At 68.6% G+C, this 19,922-nt stretch carries 14 protein-coding genes; 9 read left to right on the forward strand and 5 right to left on the reverse strand.

What is annotated here, in order from left to right; all coding sequences use genetic code 11:
* Positions 1-15: 15 nt before the first annotated feature.
* Entirely contained in the window at positions 16-573 is a 558-nt protein-coding gene (locus C664_RS10100; protein ID WP_004258910.1) for an RNA pyrophosphohydrolase, read from the reverse strand.
* A 171-nt stretch (positions 574-744) separates the two neighbouring features.
* Between C664_RS10100 and C664_RS10105 the strand changes: the two genes are divergently transcribed.
* Both C664_RS10105 and C664_RS10110 read left to right on the forward strand, forming a co-directional pair.
* Positions 745-2,493 (forward strand): proline--tRNA ligase, encoded by a 1,749-nt coding sequence (locus C664_RS10105; RefSeq protein ID WP_004258914.1) that lies wholly within the window; start codon positions 745-747, stop codon positions 2,491-2,493.
* Positions 2,494-2,499: 6 nt separating this feature from the next.
* A complete protein-coding gene (locus tag C664_RS10110; protein ID WP_004258916.1) occupies positions 2,500-3,153 on the forward strand; it encodes a lytic transglycosylase domain-containing protein in 654 nt (217 codons plus the stop codon).
* A 47-nt stretch (positions 3,154-3,200) separates the two neighbouring features.
* Here the strand turns inward: C664_RS10110 and C664_RS10115 are convergent, their stop codons facing one another.
* On the reverse strand, positions 3,201-3,812 hold the full coding sequence (locus C664_RS10115; protein WP_004258919.1) for a bactofilin family protein: 612 nt from the start codon (positions 3,810-3,812) through the stop codon (positions 3,201-3,203).
* Between the two features lie 342 nt (positions 3,813-4,154).
* Here C664_RS10115 and C664_RS10120 point away from each other — a divergent pair, with 342 nt between their 5' ends.
* From C664_RS10120 to C664_RS10140, 5 genes are all read left to right on the forward strand, one after another.
* A complete protein-coding gene (locus tag C664_RS10120) occupies positions 4,155-5,582 on the forward strand; it encodes a HAMP domain-containing sensor histidine kinase (protein ID WP_004258924.1) in 1,428 nt (475 codons plus the stop codon).
* Positions 5,572-6,036 (forward strand): hypothetical protein, encoded by a 465-nt coding sequence (locus tag C664_RS10125; protein ID WP_004258927.1) that lies wholly within the window; start codon positions 5,572-5,574, stop codon positions 6,034-6,036. The genes C664_RS10120 and C664_RS10125 overlap by 11 nt, the downstream gene beginning before the upstream one ends.
* A gap of 7 nt (positions 6,037-6,043) precedes the next feature.
* Positions 6,044-7,447, forward strand: a complete 1,404-nt coding sequence (locus tag C664_RS10130; RefSeq protein ID WP_004258931.1) for a sigma 54-interacting transcriptional regulator — start codon at positions 6,044-6,046, stop codon at positions 7,445-7,447.
* A 29-nt stretch (positions 7,448-7,476) separates the two neighbouring features.
* Positions 7,477-7,662 carry a hypothetical protein gene (locus C664_RS10135; RefSeq protein ID WP_004258933.1) on the forward strand — a complete coding sequence of 62 codons (186 nt, stop codon included), beginning with the start codon at positions 7,477-7,479 and terminating at the stop codon, positions 7,660-7,662.
* Between the two features lie 89 nt (positions 7,663-7,751).
* Positions 7,752-8,870 (forward strand): PA0069 family radical SAM protein, encoded by a 1,119-nt coding sequence (locus tag C664_RS10140; protein ID WP_004258938.1) that lies wholly within the window; start codon positions 7,752-7,754, stop codon positions 8,868-8,870.
* A 54-nt stretch (positions 8,871-8,924) separates the two neighbouring features.
* Here C664_RS10140 and tldD read toward each other — a convergent pair whose 3' ends face one another.
* From tldD to C664_RS10155, 3 genes are all read right to left on the reverse strand, one after another.
* Entirely contained in the window at positions 8,925-10,370 is a 1,446-nt protein-coding gene (tldD, locus tag C664_RS10145; protein ID WP_004258941.1) for a metalloprotease TldD, read from the reverse strand.
* 76 nt (positions 10,371-10,446) lie between these two features.
* A complete protein-coding gene (locus tag C664_RS10150) occupies positions 10,447-11,295 on the reverse strand; it encodes a carbon-nitrogen hydrolase family protein (RefSeq protein WP_004258945.1) in 849 nt (282 codons plus the stop codon).
* Positions 11,296-11,341: 46 nt separating this feature from the next.
* Complete coding sequence (locus C664_RS10155; RefSeq protein WP_038011475.1) at positions 11,342-15,301, reverse strand: YhdP family protein; 3,960 nt, start codon at positions 15,299-15,301, stop codon at positions 11,342-11,344.
* A 210-nt stretch (positions 15,302-15,511) separates the two neighbouring features.
* On the opposite strand from C664_RS10155, the gene glnE reads away from it, so the two are divergent.
* Both glnE and C664_RS10165 read left to right on the forward strand, forming a co-directional pair.
* On the forward strand, positions 15,512-18,217 hold the full coding sequence (glnE, locus tag C664_RS10160) for a bifunctional [glutamate--ammonia ligase]-adenylyl-L-tyrosine phosphorylase/[glutamate--ammonia-ligase] adenylyltransferase (RefSeq protein WP_004258951.1): 2,706 nt from the start codon (positions 15,512-15,514) through the stop codon (positions 18,215-18,217).
* Between the two features lie 104 nt (positions 18,218-18,321).
* Complete coding sequence (locus C664_RS10165) at positions 18,322-19,851, forward strand: CYTH and CHAD domain-containing protein (protein ID WP_004258954.1); 1,530 nt, start codon at positions 18,322-18,324, stop codon at positions 19,849-19,851.
* Positions 19,852-19,922 lie beyond the last annotated feature (71 nt).

A 19,922-nucleotide genomic window follows, 5' to 3' on the forward strand; every position in this document is an offset into this window, starting at 1 on the left:
TTCACCGACCGCCGTTCAATGCTGCGAGCCCCCGAGCACCACGGAGACGGGCACGTCGGCGTCGGGCAAGCGGTAGCTGTCCGGCAACTCGAACGAACGCGAGCGAAACAGGATGCGTGCGAGTTCGATCAGCGCCAGTTGGTACACCTGCCGCTTGAACTCGATCACCGCATCCAGCGGCACCCAGTAATTACTCCATCGCCAGGCATCGAATTCCGGGTGCGAGCTTGCGCGCAGGCAGACGTCGGAGTCGCGCCCCACCAGCCGCAGCAGAAACCAGATCTGTTTCTGACCACGATAGGTGTTGCGCCACTCGCGCCGTATCCAGTGCTTTGGCACTTCGTAGCGCAGCCAGCCCCGCGTGCGACCGAGGATCTTGACGTGTTCCGGACGCAGGCCGACTTCCTCGAACAACTCCCGGTACATGGCCTGCTCCGGCGACTCGCCGTGCTTGATGCCACCTTGCGGAAACTGCCAGGAATGCTCGCGGATGCGCTTGCCCCAGAAAACCTCATTGCGCGCGTTGACCAGAATGATGCCGACGTTCGGGCGAAAGCCTTCACGATCCAGCATGACTAACCTTCAAATTCGGTTGATTGACACCGATTTTTTCACACTTGGGGTCCGTTTGAAAGCGCACCACCGCTGTGCATCGACTAGCCTGAAGCCGATCCAGTCCTTCCGAGGCAGTGCCTTGCGCTAGAATCCCGCGCTCGACACAACGCCTTCTACGCAAAGACCCTCATGCGCGCCAGCCAGTTCCATCTCTTCACTCTCAAGGAAGCCCCGTCCGACGCCGAAGTCGTCAGCCAGAAGCTGATGCTGCGCGCCGGCATGATCCGCAAGGTTGCCGCCGGCATCTACAGCTACATGCCGATGGGCCTGCGCTCGATCCGCAAGGTCGAGACCATCGTGCGCGAGGAGATGGACCGCGCGGGCGCCATGGAGCTGATCATGCCGATGGTTCAGCCCGCCGAGCTGTGGGACGAGACCGGGCGCTGGGACAAGATGGGTGACGAACTGCTGCGCTTCAAGGACCGCCACGAACGCGACTTCGCGCTGCAGCCCACCTCCGAGGAAGTCGTCACCGACATCGCGCGCCAGGAGCTCAAGAGCTACCGCCAGCTGCCGAAGAACTTCTACCAGATCCAGACCAAGTTCCGCGACGAGCGCCGTCCGCGCTTCGGCGTCATGCGCGGGCGCGAGTTCACGATGAAGGACGCCTACTCCTTCGACCGCAGCGAGGAAGCCGCCGGGCGCAGCTACGACATCATGTTCGCCGCCTACAAGCGCATCTTCGACCGCCTCGGTCTCGAATACCGCGCGGTGGCGGCCGACACCGGCGCCATCGGCGGCGACCGCTCGCACGAATTCCAGGTCATCGCCGACACCGGCGAGGACGCCATCGTCTACTGCCCCGACTCCGACTACGCCGCCAACATCGAGCTGGCCGAGGCGGTGTCGCTGATCGCACGCCGCGCCGAACCCGCCAAGGCGCTGGAAAAGACCCCCACGCCCGGCAAGGCGACCTGCGAGGACGTCGCCGAACTGCTCGGCGTGCCGCTCGCCACCACGGTGAAGTCGCTGGTGCTCGCCACCGACGACCTCGACGACAAGGGCAACCCGGCCGGCGTCACCGTCTGGCTGCTGCTGGTGCGCGGCGACCACGCACTGAACGAGGTCAAGGCCGGCAAGCTTCCAGGCCTGAAGTCCGGCTTCCGCTTCGCCACCGAGGCCGAGATCCTCGAGCACTTCGGCTGCAAGCCGGGCTACCTCGGCCCCATCGGGCTGAAACAGCCGGTCAAGGTCATCGCCGACCGCACCGTCGCCCACATGGCCGACTTCATCTGCGGCGCCAATGACGCGGACTTCCACTTCACCGGCGTCAACTGGGGCCGCGACCTGCCCGAGCCCGACCTGGTGGCCGACCTCCGCAACGTGATCGAAGGCGACCCCAGCCCGGACGGCAAGGGCGTGCTGGCCATCCAGCGCGGCATCGAGGTCGGCCACGTGTTCTACCTCGGCACCAAGTACTCCAAGGCGATGAACGCCACCTTCCTCGACGAGGACGGCAAGCCCAAGCACTTCGAGATGGGCTGCTACGGTATCGGCGTCACCCGCATCCTGGGCGCCGCGATCGAGCAGAACCACGACGCTCGCGGCATCATCTGGCCGCGCGCGATCGCCCCCTTCGAAGTGGTGATCTGCCCGGTGGGCTGGGGCAAGTCGCAGGCGGTGCGCGACGAGGCGCAGAAGCTCTACGACGCGCTGATCGCAGCCGGCGTGGACGCCGTCCTCGACGACCGCGACGAACGTCCGGGCGTAATGTTCGCCGACTGGGAGCTCATCGGCGTGCCGCACCGCGTCACCATCGGCGACCGCGGGCTGAAGGAGGGCCAGGTCGAATACCAGGGGCGTCGCGATGCCGAAGCGACCAAGCTGGCCGTCGGCAACATCGCAGCCCACGTGCTGGGCGCCCTCGACAAGGCCTGATCCATCATGCGCCCCCATGGCTCACTGACCCGCTTCGCTGCCGCGCTGCTGCTCGCGCTGGCGAGCGGCACGGCAGTCGCGGGGGCGCAGCAGTACGAGCCGCTGGCGGCCAGCGTACGGGCGGCCTTGCACGAAGCGGTAAGTGACGCAGCCGCGCCGACGCTACCGATCCCGGATGCCGGCGAACGCGCGCAATGGCTGGCGGAAATGTCGCGCCGCCTGCAGAAGCGCATCCCCGATGCCAGCTACCGCACCGAACTGCTCACCAGCATCCACTACGAGGCGACGCGCGCCGGGCTGGACCCTCAGCTGGTGCTCGGCCTGATCCAGGTCGAGAGCAACTTCCGGAAGTATGCGATCTCGTCCGCCGGCGCGCGCGGCTACATGCAGGTCATGCCGTTCTGGCTCAAGGTCATGAACCGGCCCGACGACAACCTGTTCCACCTGCGCACCAACCTGCGCTACGGCTGCACGATCCTGCGCCACTACCTCGACATCGAAAAGGGCAACCTCTTCCGCGCGCTCGGCCGCTACAACGGCAGCCTGGGCAAGGCCGAATACCCGAACCTGGTGCGTGCCGCGTGGGAGAAGCACTGGAGCTGGCAGCCCCAGCAGCTGGCAGCCGGCACGGTCGCCAGCGCGACCACGCCCGCCAACTGAGACCGGCCGGCCCGCGCTACGCGAGCCGCGACCGGCACTCTCCAGCCTCAGCCAGCCACCGCCGCAAGCGGCTTGCTTTCCGTGCTGCGGCTCTCCACCGCGCGCAGGGCCTCCTTCGCGCCCGCCTTCGCCAGCGACTGAACGTCACCCGAGATCTCGCCGCCCTCCTCGATCAGGATCTTGCCGTAGCGGATCTTGCCGCTGACGCGGCCGGTGGCATGGATGATCAGTTGCTGGCGCGCGGTCAGTTCGCCTTCGAAGCGTCCGTGGATCTCGGCGACGTCGATGCCGACCGTCCCCGCATAGGCGCCATTCTCGGCGATGCGGATGACACGGCTGTCCATCGTCGCCTCGACGCGGCCTTCGACGACCAGGGTGTCGCAGTCGAGGATCTCGGCGCCCTTCAGCTTGACGTCGGGGCCAACGATCAGACGGCTGCCACCGCCGGCCGCCCCATCGAATGCCTCCGGCACCTTCGTCTCCTCGACCGGCGTGGCGACGACCGCAGCCGGCGCAGCGTCGCGCAGCGAGGCCGACTCGCCTGACACGCCCACACCGGACGGCGCACTGCTGCTGACGCCCATGCCCGACCGCGCGGACGGGCCGCGCGGGCTGAGGGGTTCGGCGGCTTTCGGGAACAGATTCGGCTTGTTGAACATGACTTCTCCTTGAACTGGGCTCGGACCGTCCGGTACGGTCATCAGCCGTACTAGCAGAAGCCGTGCCTGATCTGAGTTCTCCCTCATCATCAGACACTTGCGGCAGACATCCCGAGATCGGGCGTTGCCCACGGGCAGCCTAGGCATGCCCAGTTGTCGCCAAAGCCCGACATGATTTGCCCGCACTGCTTCCAAGCACCTGTTCTACAAGCCTATTGCCATGTCGCCTGAGAGCGACAGCAAAGTCGGTCCGTAACCTGGGCTTGCATTTGCGTGATCTACGTCACGCTTCGCTACCCTAAACTCTCGGGCTTGCATTCCAACTGTCGCCGAGTGGCTTCAATGTTGCGTCCGTCATTCAGCCTGACCTTGCTGGCCAGCTTTCTCCTCATCGCCGGCGTACTGGGCGCAGCGGCCGCCAGCGGCTGGATGGCGCTCGAGCAGTTCGCGCGCGAGGGCCGCGAACGCAGTGCAGCGGCAATCACCCTCAACGCGAGCGTGCAGCAACTGGCCGAACGCTCGGTCGATCTCGAGCGCAGTGCCCGGCAGTACCTGGTGCTGGAAGATGAAGCCATCCGCGAGCGCTTCTTCGCCGCGCGGGATGAAGCGCTGCGGGCGCTCACGCGCATCGAGCAGCTCGACCCCGCGCTCGCGCCCCTGGCCGACGCGTGGCGCCAGCACGCCGGGAACATCGTGCTGGCGGTCGGGCGCGAACTTGCGGGGCCACCACTGCCTGCGGCGACAGCCTCCCCCGGCAGTGCCGAGACCCTGCTGGCGCTTAGCGGGATCAACGAGCAGCTTGCCGCGGAAGCACGCGCTCATGTGGCAAGGGATGAACGTGCGCTGCTCGACACCCTCGACGCACGCCGCAAGCAGCTGACGGCCCAGATCCTCGGCGCAGTCGCCATCGCCATGGCGCTCGCCGCACTCACCGGCTGGTGGCTGCTGCGTCCGCTGCGACGCATCGAGAAGGCGATCGCCGCGCTCGGTGACAGCCAGCTCACGCAGGTCATCGAGGTGGACGGACCGGCCGACCTGCGCCGGGTCGGCCAGCAGCTCGACTGGCTACGCCTCCGCCTGACCGAACTCGAGGCGCACCGCAACCGGGTGCTGCGCCACGTGTCGCACGAATTGAAGACACCGCTCGCTTCACTGCGCGAGGGCGTCTCGCTGCTGGCGGACGGAGTCCTCGGGCGGCTCACGCCCGAGCAACGGGAGGTCAGCGCCATTCTCGAACACAACACCCGCGCACTGCAGGAACGGATCGAACAGCTCCTGCACTACAACGCGACCCAGTTCGACGCCCGCAGGCTCGAACTGCGCGCCACGGCACTGCTGCCACTCGTGCGCGAAACCGTTGCCGAGCTTCAGCTCCAGACCCAGGCGCGGGGCATTCGCATCGACATCGACGGCGAGGCCCCGCTGGTCCAGGCCGACGCCGGCAAGCTGCGCATCGCCCTGTCCAACCTGCTGGCCAACGCGATCGGCTTCAGCCCCGCGGGCGATCGCATCCGCATCGAGCTCGCCCGCGATGGCGAGACCGTGCTCATCGACTGCATCGACAGCGGCCCCGGCATCGCGACGGCAGAGCTGGAACGCATTTTCGAACCCTTCTTCCAGGGCAGCCAGCCCGACCAGCGCAGCGCCAAAGGCAGCGGGCTGGGGCTGGCCATCGTGCGCGAGTTCATCGCCGCCCATGGCGGCAAGGTGTTCGCGCTGCCCGCCGAGCGCGGCGCCCACTTCCGGATCGAGTTGCCCCATGCGACCTAGAACCCTGCTGCCGCCGGCCTGGCGCATCGTGTCGGTGCTTGGGCTCGCCGGCCTCGCGGCCTGCAGCGCGGTGCCGCCTCCCGCGCCGCCGGCCGAAGCACCGCGCCCCGTCGCCCAGGTCAATCTCGCCGAACAGACACTGACACGTGCGATCCGTGCCGCCGGGCAACGACCGCCCAACCTCGCACGCGCCCGCAGCCTGCTCGAAGGCCTGCTCGCAGCCGACGACCCGAACGCCCGCGCGCTGCACCCCTACGCACGTGCCCTGCTGGAACAGCTCAGCGAAAGGCAGCGACTCAGCACGCTCAACGAACGCCTCACCGAGCAACTCGAACGCAGCACGGCAGCGCTGGAAGAGAGCGAACAGCGCAGCGCAGCGCTGCAGCGCAAGCTCGACGCCCTGGCAGAGATCGAGCGCAGCCTCGCGCCACGCGGCCCGGCACCGCAGCGGTGAGGCGCCCATGACGAGTCTTCGCCAGCCTGCGACGGCGCCCGCCCGCAACCGCCCGCAGCTGCTGCTGATCGATGACGACCCCGACCTGCTGCGGCTGCTGTCGATGCGCTTGAAGGCGAACGGCTATCGCGTCAGCGCTGCCGCGAGCATCGAAGCCGCTCGCAGCCTGCTGGGCGTCGAACGCTTCGACCTCGTCCTCAGCGACGTGCGCCTTCCTGACGGTGACGGCCTTGCGCTGTTCGAGGAGATCCGCCAACAACACCCGGCACTGCCCGTCATCCTGCTGACGGCCCACGGCACGATTCCCGATGCCGTCGAGGCCACCTCGCGCGGCGTCGCGGGCTACCTCACGAAGCCGTTCGACAGCCAGGCACTGCTCGCCACCCTTGCCCAGACGCTGCAGCGGACTGCGCCGACGCCGGGCACGGGCCCGAAGGCGGACGAGGACTGGCGCGCCGAATTGATCAGTCACAGCGCGCGCATGCACGCCCTGCTCGACGAGGCCCGTCTGATCGCGGCGTCCGATGCCAGCGTGCTCATCCGCGGTGACAGCGGCACGGGCAAGGAATTGCTTGCACGCGCCATCCACCGCGCCAGTCCGCGTGCCGCGGCGCCCTTCGTCGCGATCAACTGTGGCGCCATCCCCGAGCCCCTGCTCGAATCCGAGCTGTTCGGCCACGTGCGCGGCGCCTTCACCGGCGCCACCCACCATCACACGGGCCTGCTGCAGGCCGCTCACGGTGGCACCCTCTTTCTCGACGAAATCGGCGACATGCCGCTCGCGCTGCAGGTCAAGCTGCTGCGCGTGCTGCAGGAGCGGGCGGTGCGCCCCGTCGGCGCCACGCGCGCCGAGCCGGTCGACCTGCGCATCATCTCGGCAACGCACCGCGACCTCGATGCCGCGCTCGCCGACGGACAGTTCCGCGAGGATCTCTACTACCGCATCAATGTCGTCAGCCTCGAGCTGCCGACACTCGCCGAACGACGTGAGGACATCCCCTTGCTGGCCGAGCATTTCCTTCGCGGACTAGCCGTCAAATACGCCAAGGACCTCAGCGGCTTCGCCCCCGACGCCCTGGAGGCACTCGCCACCGCCCAGTGGCCCGGCAATGTCCGCCAGTTGCAGAACGTGGTCGAGCAGGTCTGCGCACTGGCGACGACCCAGCTGATCCCGCGCACCCTCGTCGAGCGCGCCCTGCGCGTGAGACCGATCGAGGCACTGGGCTACGCCGAGGCCAAGCGTCGCTTCGAGCGAAACTACCTGATACAGATCCTGAAGCTGACTGCCGGTAATGTCTCGGATGCCGCACGACTGGCAGAACGCAACCGCACCGAGTTCTACCGGCTGCTGCAGCGCCACGGCCTGACTCCCGACCTGTTCCGCGGAGAAGGCCCGGCGGTCGATCGCTGAACAACGAAGAAGATCCCACGGAGCCAGACATGATCAAACGCCAGACCATCGCCGCCCTCATCACGACGACGGCGCTCGCCTACTCCATCTGCACCCCGGCCCAGGCCGCCAGCCTGCTGTCGACCGCGCAGATCAACCTGCCGAGCAACTGCTCGGGCGACAAGCACGAAGCCGGCGACCTGAAGGACAAGGTCAAGAAGCCGGTCCAGGGCTGAGACGGGCTACGGGCGCCTCGATCGAAGCCCCGGTTTCGCCCCCTGCACACACTTGACGACAGGAATCATGAGGCGGACACTTCCGCCTCATGACTGTATATAAAAACAGCTCAGCACCCATCTCGCTGGCAATACCGGCGCTGACCTCAACGTCGCCGCTGCGCGGGCGCGGCAGCACCATCCGCCCGGGCGGGCGCTTCCTCGTCCATCGCCGCGACGCCTTCGATGACGGCTGGCCGGACGACGACGCGCCAGCACCGCTGCGTACCGAGCTCTTCGTCGACAACGCACGCCGCGTCATCAACTACAACAGCTCGCCCGACATCCCCTTCGATCGCTCGATCAACCCCTATCGTGGCTGCGAGCACGGCTGCGTCTATTGCTTCGCCCGCCCCAGCCACGCCTACCTCGACCTGTCGCCCGGGCTGGATTTCGAGACGAAGCTGTTCTGGAAGCCCGATGCCCCAGACTTGCTGCGCAAGGAGCTGGCCGCGCCCGGCTACCGCTGCGCGCCGATCGCGCTCGGCATGAACACCGATGCCTGGCAGCCGGTGGAGCGCCACACCGGTCTCACGCGGCAACTGCTCGAAGTGCTGCTCGAAGCCCGCCACCCGGTCAGCCTGATCACCAAGTCGGCCCTCATCGAGCGCGACCTCGACCTGCTGGCCGAGCTGGCACGACATGATCTGGTGGAGGTCATGGTCTCGGTGACGACGCTCGACGACGCGCTCGCTCGCCGTCTCGAGCCGCGCGCCGCCCGCCCCGCACGGCGGCTCGAGACGATCCGCCGCCTGCACGAAGCCGGCGTGCCGGTCGGCGTGTTGTTTGCGCCGCTGATTCCGGCCCTGAACGATCACGAGATGGAAGCGGTGGTCGAGGCGGCCCACGCGCTCGGTGCGCGTACCGCAGGCTATGTCGTGCTGCGTCTGCCGCTCGAACTGAAGGACGTATTCGAGGACTGGCTGCACGCCCATGTCCCCGACCGTGCGCGGCACGTCATGAGCCGCGTCGCCGACCTGCGCGGCGGACGCGCCAACGATCCGCGCTTCGGCAGTCGCATGCGCGGCGAAGGGGTGGTGGCCGAACTCTACCGCCAGCGCATGAACCGGCTGCATGCCCGACTGGGCCTGGGGCGTTCGCGTCGCAACCTGGACACCACGGCCTTTCGACCGCCACGGCAAAAAGGGCCACAGCTGGCCCTTTTCTGAACTCACATGGCGGTGGCTGAACCCGAGACCGGGCACCGCCGGGGTAAGACCTTCTCAGGCCGTACCGCCCACCGTCAGCCCGTCGACGCGCATGGTCGGCTGGCCGACACCGACCGGCACGCTCTGGCCGTCCTTGCCGCAAGTGCCCACGCCCGGATCGAGCATCATGTCGTTGCCGATCATCTTCACCTTGGTGAGCACGTCGGGACCGTTGCCGATCAGCGTCGCGCCCTTCACCGGTCGCGTGACCTTGCCGTCTTCGATCAGGTAGGCCTCGGCGGTCGAGAACACGAACTTGCCCGACGTGATGTCCACCTGGCCACCACCGAAGTTCACCGCGTACAGCCCCTTCTTCACCGACTTGATGATCTCTTCCGGGTCCTTGTCGCCGTTCAGCATGTAGGTGTTGGTCATGCGCGGCAGCGGCAGGTGGGCAAAGGATTCGCGCCGGCCGTTGCCGGTCAGCGGCATGCCCATCAGTCGTGCGTTCATCATGTCCTGCATGTAGCCGGTCAGGATGCCGTCCTCGATCAGCACGGTGCGTTCGGTCGGGTTGCCCTCGTCGTCGATCGACAGCGAACCGCGGCGGTCCTGCAGGGTGCCGTCATCGACCACGGTGACGCCCTTGGCTGCGACCTGCTGACCTAGGAGCCCGGAGAAGGCAGAGCTGCCCTTGCGGTTGAAGTCGCCTTCCAGCCCATGGCCGATCGCCTCGTGCAGCAGGATGCCCGGCCAGCCAGGCCCAAGCACCACCGGCATGGTGCCCGCAGGCGCCGGGTCGGCCGCCAGATTGACGCTGGCCTGATGCACCGCGGCGCGGGCGTAGTCGTGCAGGCGGTCGTCGCAGAAGTAGCCGTAGTCGTAACGGCCGCCGCCGCCGGCACTGCCCTGCTCGCGGCGGCCGTTCTCTTCCATGATCACGGTGATCGACACCCGCACCAGCGGACGCACGTCGGCTGCCAGATGGCCGTCGCTGCGCGCCACCATCACCACCTCCCACGAACCCGCGATGTGCGCCATGACCTGGGTGACGCGCGGATCCTCGGCGCGGGCGAAGCTTTCGAGGCGCTCCAGCAGCTTGACCTTGGCCGTGTCGTCGAGCGAATCGAGCGGGTCGTCGGCACGGTACAGGCGGGTCTTGAGCTTGTGCGGCACGATGCCGACGCGGCGCCGCTCACCGGCTGCGGCGATCGCCCGCGTCGCGGTCGCAGCGCCGACCAGCGCATCGAGCGAAATGTCGTCGGAGTAGGCGAAGGCGGTCTTCTCGCCGCTGATCGCACGTACGCCCACGCCCTGTTCGATGTCGAAGCTGCCCGACTTGACGATGCCCTCCTCCAGGCTCCAGGCCTCGGAGCGCTGGTACTGGAAGTACAGGTCGGCAAAGTCGATGTCGTGGCGCATCAGCTTGCGGAAAGTCTTCTCCAGCTCGGCCTCCCCGAGGCCATGCGGGGACAGCAGGTAGCGATCGGCGATCTTCAGCGGGTTCTGGCTCTTGCTCATGCGTAATCCTTGGATTCGTTGCCGGATTGGACCGGCGGTGCGCGAAAACGATCGCGCCGTGTTCGGTTCTCGGGCGTCAGCCGAGGCAACGGTGACGCAGCGCGGGCAGGCTCTCGCGCACGCTGGCGATGCGCGCCGGATCGAGATCGGCCAGCACCACGCCGGGCCCCTCTTCCTGGCACGCCAGCACTTCGCCCCAAGGGTCGATGATCATCGTATGCCCCCAGGTGACGCGCCCGCTCGGATGGCGCCCGCCCTGTGCCGGCGCCATGACGTAGCACTGGTTCTCGATCGCGCGCGCGCGCAGCAGCACCTCCCAGTGCGCACGGCCGGTGGTGTAGGTGAATGCGGCCGGCAGGATGATCAGATCGACCTCGCGCATCGCGCGGAAAAGCTCGGGGAAACGCAAGTCGTAGCACACCGACAGCCCAACGCGCCCGACCGGCGCGTCGAAGGCGCACACCTCGCCGCCGGCCTCGATGGTGGCCGATTCGTCGTAGCGCTCCGCGCCGCGCTGGAAGCCGAACAGATGGATCTTGTCGTAACGGGCGACGCGCCGGCCCTGATCGTCGAACACCAGCGTGCTGTTGCGCACCTTGTCGTCGGCCTCGGCCATCAGCGGGATCGTGCCACCGACGAGCCACACCCCGTGCCGCTGCGCCAGATCGGCAAGGCAGGACTGCAGGGGACCACTGCCGTCGTGCTCGCGAATGCGGACCTTGGCCTGTTCGTCGGCGGAGATCACCGGAAAGTACTCGGGCAGCGCAACGAGTCGCGCACCCGCGGCGGCGGCCTCGGCCACCAGGCCGGCAACCACCTCCAGGTTCTGCGCCACGTCGGGCCCGGACACGGTCTGGATGGCGGCGATGCGGAACGTTCCGGCTGCGGAACGTGGGGAAGGAGGCGCGGAGCGTGCTGGATTCATGCAGGACTTCGGTTCGTGGTTGCGTTCGTGCCGGGCGGATTCGGCCTCACTGCGCGGGCGCCGGCTGCGTCGCGCTGATGCGCTGGACCTGAGGGTCGTCCCAGGAGCCAGTGATCGCATATTCGTAGGCGAAGAGCTTTTCGATCGGGTCGCTCAGCGCTTTCTGCGCGAGGTAGGTCACGACCCCAGCGACCGGATTCAGCAGGCCGGCCGCAGCGCCGATGGCGACCGACTCGGACAGGGTCGGCTGCACCGCTACGCGCAGGTCCTGCGTCTCCGCCTGCACATCGGTTGCGCCCCGCATGCGCACGCGGGCAGCAGGTCCGCGAATCTCGAGGTCTTCAGTGCGCATCACACCGCGGACCGCGTCGATGCTACCGGAAATGCCATCGAAGGCGAATCCTTCGGAAAAGACATCGCGAAAATCGAGCGTGATGCGCCGCGGCAGAGACTGCAGGCTGAGGATGCCGAGCAGCCGCCCGACCCCCGGCTCCAGCTTGTTGAACTGTCCGGCTTCGGCCCGCAGCTTCATGCTGCCTCCCAGGGTCGGATAGTCGATGCGTGTCGGGGCGCCCTGCCAGTCGAGCCGGCCGCTCAGTGTCGCCTTGCCGCCGCGTACCACCTCGTCGTAACCGAGGCGTTTCGCGAATCGACCGATGTCGGCCGTCTCCAGATTGAAGTCGAGCGCGGTGGCCTGGCGACCCGCGGTACGCCACTCGCCGCTGCCGCGCAGGCGACCGTCCGCATTGGCCACGTCGAGACGCTCGAGTTGCCACACGCCCGCGCGATTGCGGGCAAACAGCTGAAGACGCCCCAACTCCTTGCCGCGCAGCACGAAACGCTCCGCGACCACGTCCAGGGCGGGCAAATGGCGCGGTGGCGTCTGGTCTTCTTCGTTGGCCGACTCGGCACCCGGTGCTGTCCTCTCGCCGTCGCCCTCCTGCGCATCACCGACGCGGAGCTGCTCCAGGCGGGCATGGAGCGCGCCCGCGCCCGCGTCGCGCCAGTCGAGTTCCCCGACCGCGCGATCGCTCGCGAGCCTGGCCTTCCAGCCGCCTTCGTCCGCGACGGCACGCAGGCTGAAGTCCTTCAACTGCTGGCCGAAGGCCTGCAGCTGCCCTGCCTGCACGGACACGCCCGCCAGCGGCAGCGAACCGGCCGCGCCGACCCCGGCTGACGGCGCGTCGCTCCCGGTGTCGAGCACCCTGCGCCACGCATCCGCATCCAGCGACTCGAAAGTCGCCGCCACCATCAGCCCACGCTCGGCCATGCGCAGGGGCTCACGCGCTGCGGCATTGAGACCGAGCCCCCCGCGCACGGGCGTCCCGTCCCCCGGCCATTCGAGTTCCGCCTTCAGCCAATCGGAGAGGCTCAGCGTCAGCGTGCGCGGGGGCCGTTTCGCCGTCGCTTCAGCAGGCGCCTCGAAGCGCACGCGCAATGGCCAGCGCTCGCCGGCCCGCTTGTTGAGCGGTGCCGGGAGGCTGGAGCTCAGATCGGCCAGTTCCGAATCCACTTCCAGCCGTGTGGCGCCCTTGTCGATCTGCACCACGGCGCGCCATGGCGCACTGCCCGACAGATGGTCCGCGACCGGCAGGTCCCACACGGCCGCCAGCGCCGACGCATTCAGCGCGCCGCCGGCATCGAAACGCACCACGCCATCGGGCTGCGTCCGCGCGGTGATTCGCGCCGGCGCGCCGAGGAATTGCGCCCGTGCCTCCGGCATGGACAGTGAATCGGCGGTAAAGCGCAGGCGCCCCCCGGCATCCTCCAGCACGGGCAGCCCCTCGACCAACCACAGGCGGTTGGCACCGAAGCGGAATTCGCCATCTACCGTGGACGCGTCCATCTCCTTGAGCGGCAGCGCAAGGCGCAGGTCCAGCGCACCCCGGCCTTCGGCCCGCATGCCCTCGGTGAAGCCGCCGATGCGTGCCGACACCGGGCTCTCGGAAACGAAGCGCAGGAACTCGGCGGTCGGCCCCGCGGCCTTGCCCGCGATGCGCATCACCGGCGAGGGCATGGCATCGAGATCGGGCACCTCGGCCACGACCTCGGACAGCACCACGCCCAGGATGCGCCCGCGGGCCGCCTCGATGCGCAGGCCCGGCCCCTCGAAGCGCACCTCGCCGAAGATACCGTCGATCAAGGGCCAGCCCGGCGCGTAGTCGAGCAAGGCGTCGACGACCCGGATCGTCACGCGGAACTCGCCTCCTCCCTCGCGGAACGGAAAGTCGTCGAGCGCGCCGCGCAAGCGCAGGTTGGCTTCGGGCACCTCGGCACGACGGATCGCCCTGCGGACCCATTCATGCGTGTCCTGGTTGACCACACGCGGCAGATAGCGCCAGACGGACGTCCCCTCCGCACGCGAGAGACGCGCCTGCAGGTCAATCTCGCCCGCTCCATCGGGCTGGGGGCGGTAGACGCCGGACGCGGTCCCGGCCGCATCGACGTTCTCGAAGCGCGCGCTGTCGAGCGTGATCTCGAGCCGCCCATCGCGCCGCTGCCATCCCCCTTCAGCGCGCAACTGCGCAAACGCCAGGCGGCCCGACTCGAACACCTCGGGCAGATCGATATGGGCATCGCGGCTGTCGAGGCGATAACGTCCCCCGCGCTCGTCTCCGTCGAGGCTGCCGCTCAGTCCGCCGAGCCCCGGCAGGCTGTCGCGGGCGGCAAGCCCGAGCCCGGCGAAGCGAGCGGAAACGCCCCAGTTGTCCGGCGCCGCGGGATCACCCTGCCAGCGCAGACGCAGGGCGCTGAGCACGCCTTGCGGGGCGAGGCCCGCGAGTTGCGCGCGCACCCCATCGCTCAAGGGCAGATGGGCGGCCAGCCGCGCCAGCACGGGGAAATCGAGCTGGTTTGCCGCAAGGCTGCCCCCGCCCCCCCCATCGCGGTGGCGGAACGCCAGGTCGAGGTCGGTCGGCGCGAGCGCCACCCCGTCTCCCGTGCGGAACGCGAGGCCGCGCGTGGCGACCTTGTAGCCGTCGGCCTCGACGTCGACGCTGAGGTGTCCGTCGAGCCGCTCCAGTTCGAGCACCGGCAGTGTCTCACCGAGCCGTGTGCGCACGCCGTCGAGGGCAAGATCGGCCGCGACGGACAAGCCGCGCGCCGGTGCTCGGGCAAAATCCAGCCCGCGCGAAAAATCGAAGCGCGACTCGGTGTGCGACTCGAGCCACGCGCGAACGCCGCCCACGCCCTCCAGCGGCAATGGGTAATCGACCCAAGGTCGCCACCCGCCAAGATCGGCCCGATCCAGCGACACGTAGAGGCGTCCGGTCGACGCCAACGGACTGGCCGGATCGAAGCGCCGCAACTCCCCACGCACATCCAGCGTCGAGGCCAGCGCCTGCGGCGGCTGCGCACGCAGCGCAAAGCGCCGGGGACCGAGACGCTGGTCAAGGCGGAACTCGACCTGCTCGAGCAGCAACTCCGGAGCGCCACGCAGGCGATCGTCCCAGCGCACCCGGGCGTCGTGGATCACGATCTGACGCTGTGCCAGCAGCCAGTCGAGCGTGCCGCTGTCACGCTCACCGCCGGCGGAAACCGCCAGCCCGGCGACCCGCAGGCGGCCATCGGGCTCGCGTCGCAACGCGATCTCGGGCGAGGCGATCTCGAGGCGGTGGAAGTGGGGCTGCAGCCGCAGCAGGGAGGACCAGGCCAGCGTCGCATCCACTCGCGGCAGCTGCAAGACGGCCTGTCCGGCCTCGTCGGTAAAGCTCACGCGCTGCAGTACCAGGCGCGGGCGCCAGCCATCCCAGCGTCCTTCGATCGCATCGATCGCCACGGGCATGCCGAGCGCCTTGCTGGCCGCGGCCGCGATCTCGGCACGGAACTCTCCCACCGAAGGCAGCACCACGTGGCGGACAAGCAGCAGCACACCCGCGAACACGATCCACAGCAGCACGAGGGCGCGCAACGCGCCGCCGCCCACCGCACGCACGCGCGCCCAAGGCCTGCGGCAAGGCACAGGCGGCGCGGGCGATGCGGAGGGGGGCTCGGGCAGCGGATTCATCAGGGATCGCACCGGCTTGCCGGGCCGGAATTCGGGAAGGACGGACGACCACACCGCGCAGGATTGCGCATGGCCCCGCTCCCGGGCTCCCGCAGGCACACGCCGGACGGCCGGGCGCGGCTAAACTAGTCTTTCTGCGCCCGCCGGCACCAACTGCCGCGAGGGGCCACATTCTACCAACGATCACACCCAAGGCACCGGAGCCGCAACATGTCCGCCATCCAGAACGCATCGCAGCCGCTGCCCCAGTCCGTGCAGGATGCCCGCCGCCATTCTCGCTATCTGTCGCGCATGCTCGACTGCCATCCGTGGCTGGGCGGGGCCCTGACGGAAAGCATCGGCGGCGCGATCGACGCGGCGACGATGGAGCGCTTCCTGGCCGCACGCGAAGCGGCGTCCGGGAGCGCCGAAATCGCGCTGCGACCGGCCCTGCGCCAGCTGCGCATCTGGGTGCTGTGCCACCTGATCGTGCGCGACCTGAGCTGCGCTGCGCCGCTTGCCGAAGTCACCGAGACGATGACGGTGCTGGCCGAGGTGGCGATCTGCCATGCCCACGACGTGCTGCGCGCCGCGCTCGTCGAACGCTACGGCTTGCCGCTGTCGCCCACCGGCTGGGAACAGGAACTGCTGGTGATCGGCATGGGCAAGCTCGGCGGGCGCGAGCTGAACGTCTCCTCCGACATCGACCTGATCTTCATCTACCCCGAGGATGGCGACACCGGCGGCAAGAAGGTCATCAGCAACTTCGAGTTCTTCGAACGGCTGGGCAAGCAGCTGATCCAGACGCTGGCCGAGATCACCGAACACGGCCAGGTGTTCCGGGTCGACATGCGCCTGCGCCCCAACGGCGATTCGGGCCCGCTGGTGTGCTGCTTCGACATGCTGGAGAACTACTTCGTCACCCAGGGCCGCGAGTGGGAGCGCTACGCGTGGATCAAGGCGCGCGTGCTGCGCGGCGAGCGCTGGTCCGAGCTGCAGAACATCGCCCGGCCCTTCGTGTTCCGCAAGTACCTCGACTTCGGCGCCATCAACGCCATGCGCGACCTCCACGCGCAGATCCGGCGCGAGGTGGCCCGCCGCGACCGTGCCAACAACGTCAAGCTGGGCCCGGGCGGCATCCGCGAGATCGAATTCATCGCCCAGGTGTTCCAGCTCATCCGCGGCGGTCGCGACAAGGCGCTGCAGGTGCGCCCGACGCTGAAGGCGCTCGCCCTGCTGCCCGAGCGCGGCATCCTGTCGGCCGAAGCCGTAAACGAGCTGTCCGCGGCCTATGACTTCCTGCGCCGGCTCGAGCACCGCCTGCAGTACCTCGACGACGCACAGACGCACGACCTGCCGGGCAAGGCGTCCGACCAGGCCCTGATCGCCGAGGCGATGGGCTTCGCCGACTATCCGGCACTGATCGACGCGCTGGACGCACACCGTGCCGTCGTCAGCCGTCATTTCGAGGCGGTCTTCGGCGACCCGTCCGAGGAAGACCATAGCCTCGACGCGACCTGGGCCGGCGCGGAGGACGTCGACAGCGTGGCCCACGCGCTGGGCGAACTCGGCTACCGTCACCCCCGCGCCGGGGCCGAACGCCTCGCCTCCATTCATGCCAGCCCCCGTTACCGCCAGCTGCCGAACAACATCAAGAGCCGGTTCGACGCGCTGATGCCGCGCGTGATCGAGGCGGCCGCGGCCACCCCGGGACCGGACGACACGCTCGCCCGCTGCCTCGACCTGCTCGAAGGTATCGGCCGACGCGGCGCCTACCTCGCGCTGCTGCAGCAGTATCCGCAGGCCCTGCGCCGCGTCGCCGACCTGATGAGCGCATCGCGCTGGGGCGCACAGTTCCTGACCCGCCACCCGATCCTGCTCGACGAGATGCTGGACGCGCGCAACCTCAAGACCGCGCCGGACTTCAAGGCCCTCCGCGCAAGCCTCTCCGCCGAACTCGACGCCCTCGAGCCCGACATGGAGCGCCAGATGGACGTGATGCGCGAGCAGCACCACGCCCAGGTGTTCCGCCTGCTGACACAGGACATCGCCGGGCTGCTGACGGTCGAGAAGCTCGCCGACCATCTGTCCGAGCTGGCCGACATCATGCTCGACCTGACCCTGCCGCGCTGCTGGAGCCGGATCAAGATCCGCCACCGCGAGACGCCGCGCTTTGCCGTCATCAGCTACGGCAAGCTCGGCGGCAAGGAGCTGGGCTATGCCTCGGACCTGGACATCGTGTTCCTGTACGACGACGACGCGCCGGAGTCAGCCGAGGTCTACACGCGCCTCGCGCAGCGCACCAACACCTGGCTGTCCAGCCAGACCGCGGCCGGGCAGTTGTTCGAGACCGACCTGCGGCTGCGCCCCAACGGCGATTCCGGCCTGATCGCGACCTCGCTCGAAGCCTTCCGCAAGTACCAGCTCGAATCGGCCTGGGTGTGGGAACACCAGGCGCTCACGCGCGCCCGCTTTTCCGCCGGGGATCGCGCCATCGGCGAAGCCTTCGAACGCATCCGCTGCGAGGTGCTGCGCATGAAGCGCGACCTTGATACGCTGCGCGCGGAAGTGCTCGCCATGCGCCACAAGATGCGCGACGCCCATGGCAGCAAGGGTGGCGAGCTGTTCGATCTGAAGCACGACACCGGCGGCCTGATCGACGTCGAGTTCCTGATCCAGTACCTGGTGCTGGGTCATGCGCATGAACACCCCCAGCTCACTGGCAACCTCGGCAACATCGCGCTGCTGCGGATCAGCGGCGAACTCGGGCTGATCCCGGCCGACCTGGCGGCGGCCTGCGCCGACAGTTATCGCGAACTGCGCCGCCTGCAGCACCGGCAACGCCTGAACGACCTGCCCTCGCGCGTTCCCGAGGACGAGGCCGAGACGGCACGCCGACCGGTCATCGCCTTGTGGGGGCAGGTGTTCGACGAGTGAGAACGGCGGCCCCGGGCTGTCATCAAGCCGTGCATGACGCGCCGGAAGCGGGCGACTAGAATCAAGCCGCCCTCCATCGAGTCCCCTGCCGGGGGAAAAGCGTCATGAGCCACGAAATCGAGCTGAAGCTCGCACTGCCAAGATCCGCGCTGCCTGCGCTGCGCCGCCATCCCCTGCTGGCCGGCGCCGAGAAGCTCGGCAATGCCGTCACCCTCGACAACACGTATTACGACACACCCGAACTCCAGCTCAAGGCGCGCAAGGTCGCGCTGCGCACCCGCCGCCAGGGACGCATCTGGCTGCAGACGGTGAAGTGCGCCGCGGTGTCGAGCGGCGGCCTGTCGCAGCGCCCCGAATGGGAGCAGCCCTACTCGGGCAGTTTCGATTTCTCGCAGGTGGACGTGCCTGAGGCCGCCAAACTGCTCGCGCGCCATGCCGACGCCTTGGTGCCGGTATTCACCACCCGCTTTCGCCGTGAAACGCGTCGCCTGAGCCCGCGCGAAGGCGTCAGCATCCTGCTGATGATCGACCAGGGCGAGGTGAGCGTGACCACGCCCGACGGCATCGCGCGACAGGCGCCGATCTGCGAGCTGGAGCTCGAGCTGGAACAGGGACAGCCGGCCGATCTCTTCGCTCTCGCCTGCGAACTTGCACAGACCCTGCCGCTGATGCCGGCCGACATTTCCAAGGCGGAACGCGGCTACCGCCTGTTCCTCGGCACACCGCTCGAAGCCGCACGCGCCGAGCCATCGACGCTCGAAGCCGGGCAGAACGTGGTCGAAGCCTTTCGCAGCCTCGCCTTCGCCTGCGTACGCCAGTGGCAGGCCAACGCCGCAGCGGCACTGTCGATCGATGACGCGGACGCGATTCCTCCGGACTTCATCCATCAGTTGCGCGTCGCACTGCGCCGCCTGCGGGCCCTGATCAAGCTTTTTGCACCTGCGCTGCCTGCCGAGTTCGCCGGCCAGTGGAACGCGCGCCTGCGGGACAATGCCAACCGCTTCGGCGACGCCCGCGACCTCGACGTGTTCTACACCGAGCTGCTCGAACCCGTCATCGCCGAGGGACTCGCCGACGAGGCCTCGTACGCCGGCCTGCTGCAAACGGTCGCGCGTGCGCGCGAGCACGCCCGCCACGCCGCCGCACAGGCCCTCGACACGGCCATGCAAGGGCGGCTCCTGCTCGAACTCAGCGCCGAACTGCTGCAGCTTCCCGGCGGCAGCCTCGTCGCCGCGGCCGATCTGCGCACTTTCGCCCGGCTGCGCATGGCACGGCTGCGCAAGCGCGCGCGCCGTCAGTTCGATGCGGCCAGCACGCTCGAGCCGACGCGCCTGCACGTCCTGCGCATCGGCTTCAAGCAGTTGCGCTACGGCATCGAGTTCTTCGCCCCGCTGTTCCCCCACAAAGCCGTTGCGCGTTATCAGGAAGGTCTGGTGCGGGCGCAGGGCACACTGGGTTTCCTGCAGGACGTCGACATCGCGCGCGGGCGGCTGCGGGCCTGGAGCCAGACCGACCCGTCGCTGCAGGCGGCAGCAGCCTTCGTGCTGGGCTGGCACGCTCCCCGCTACGCACGGCTGCGGCGGCGCGTGCTGCATGACTGCGAGCCGCTGCTGTGGGGCAAGGCGCCATGGTGAGCACGACCTCAGCGCAAGGCAGCGACGTCATGCCCCTGCAACAGTCAGGACGCATGATGCGGGCCCCTGAT

Source organism: Thauera sp. 63 (assembly GCF_000310165.2).
Taxonomy (GTDB): Bacteria; Pseudomonadota; Gammaproteobacteria; order Burkholderiales; family Rhodocyclaceae; genus Thauera; species Thauera humireducens.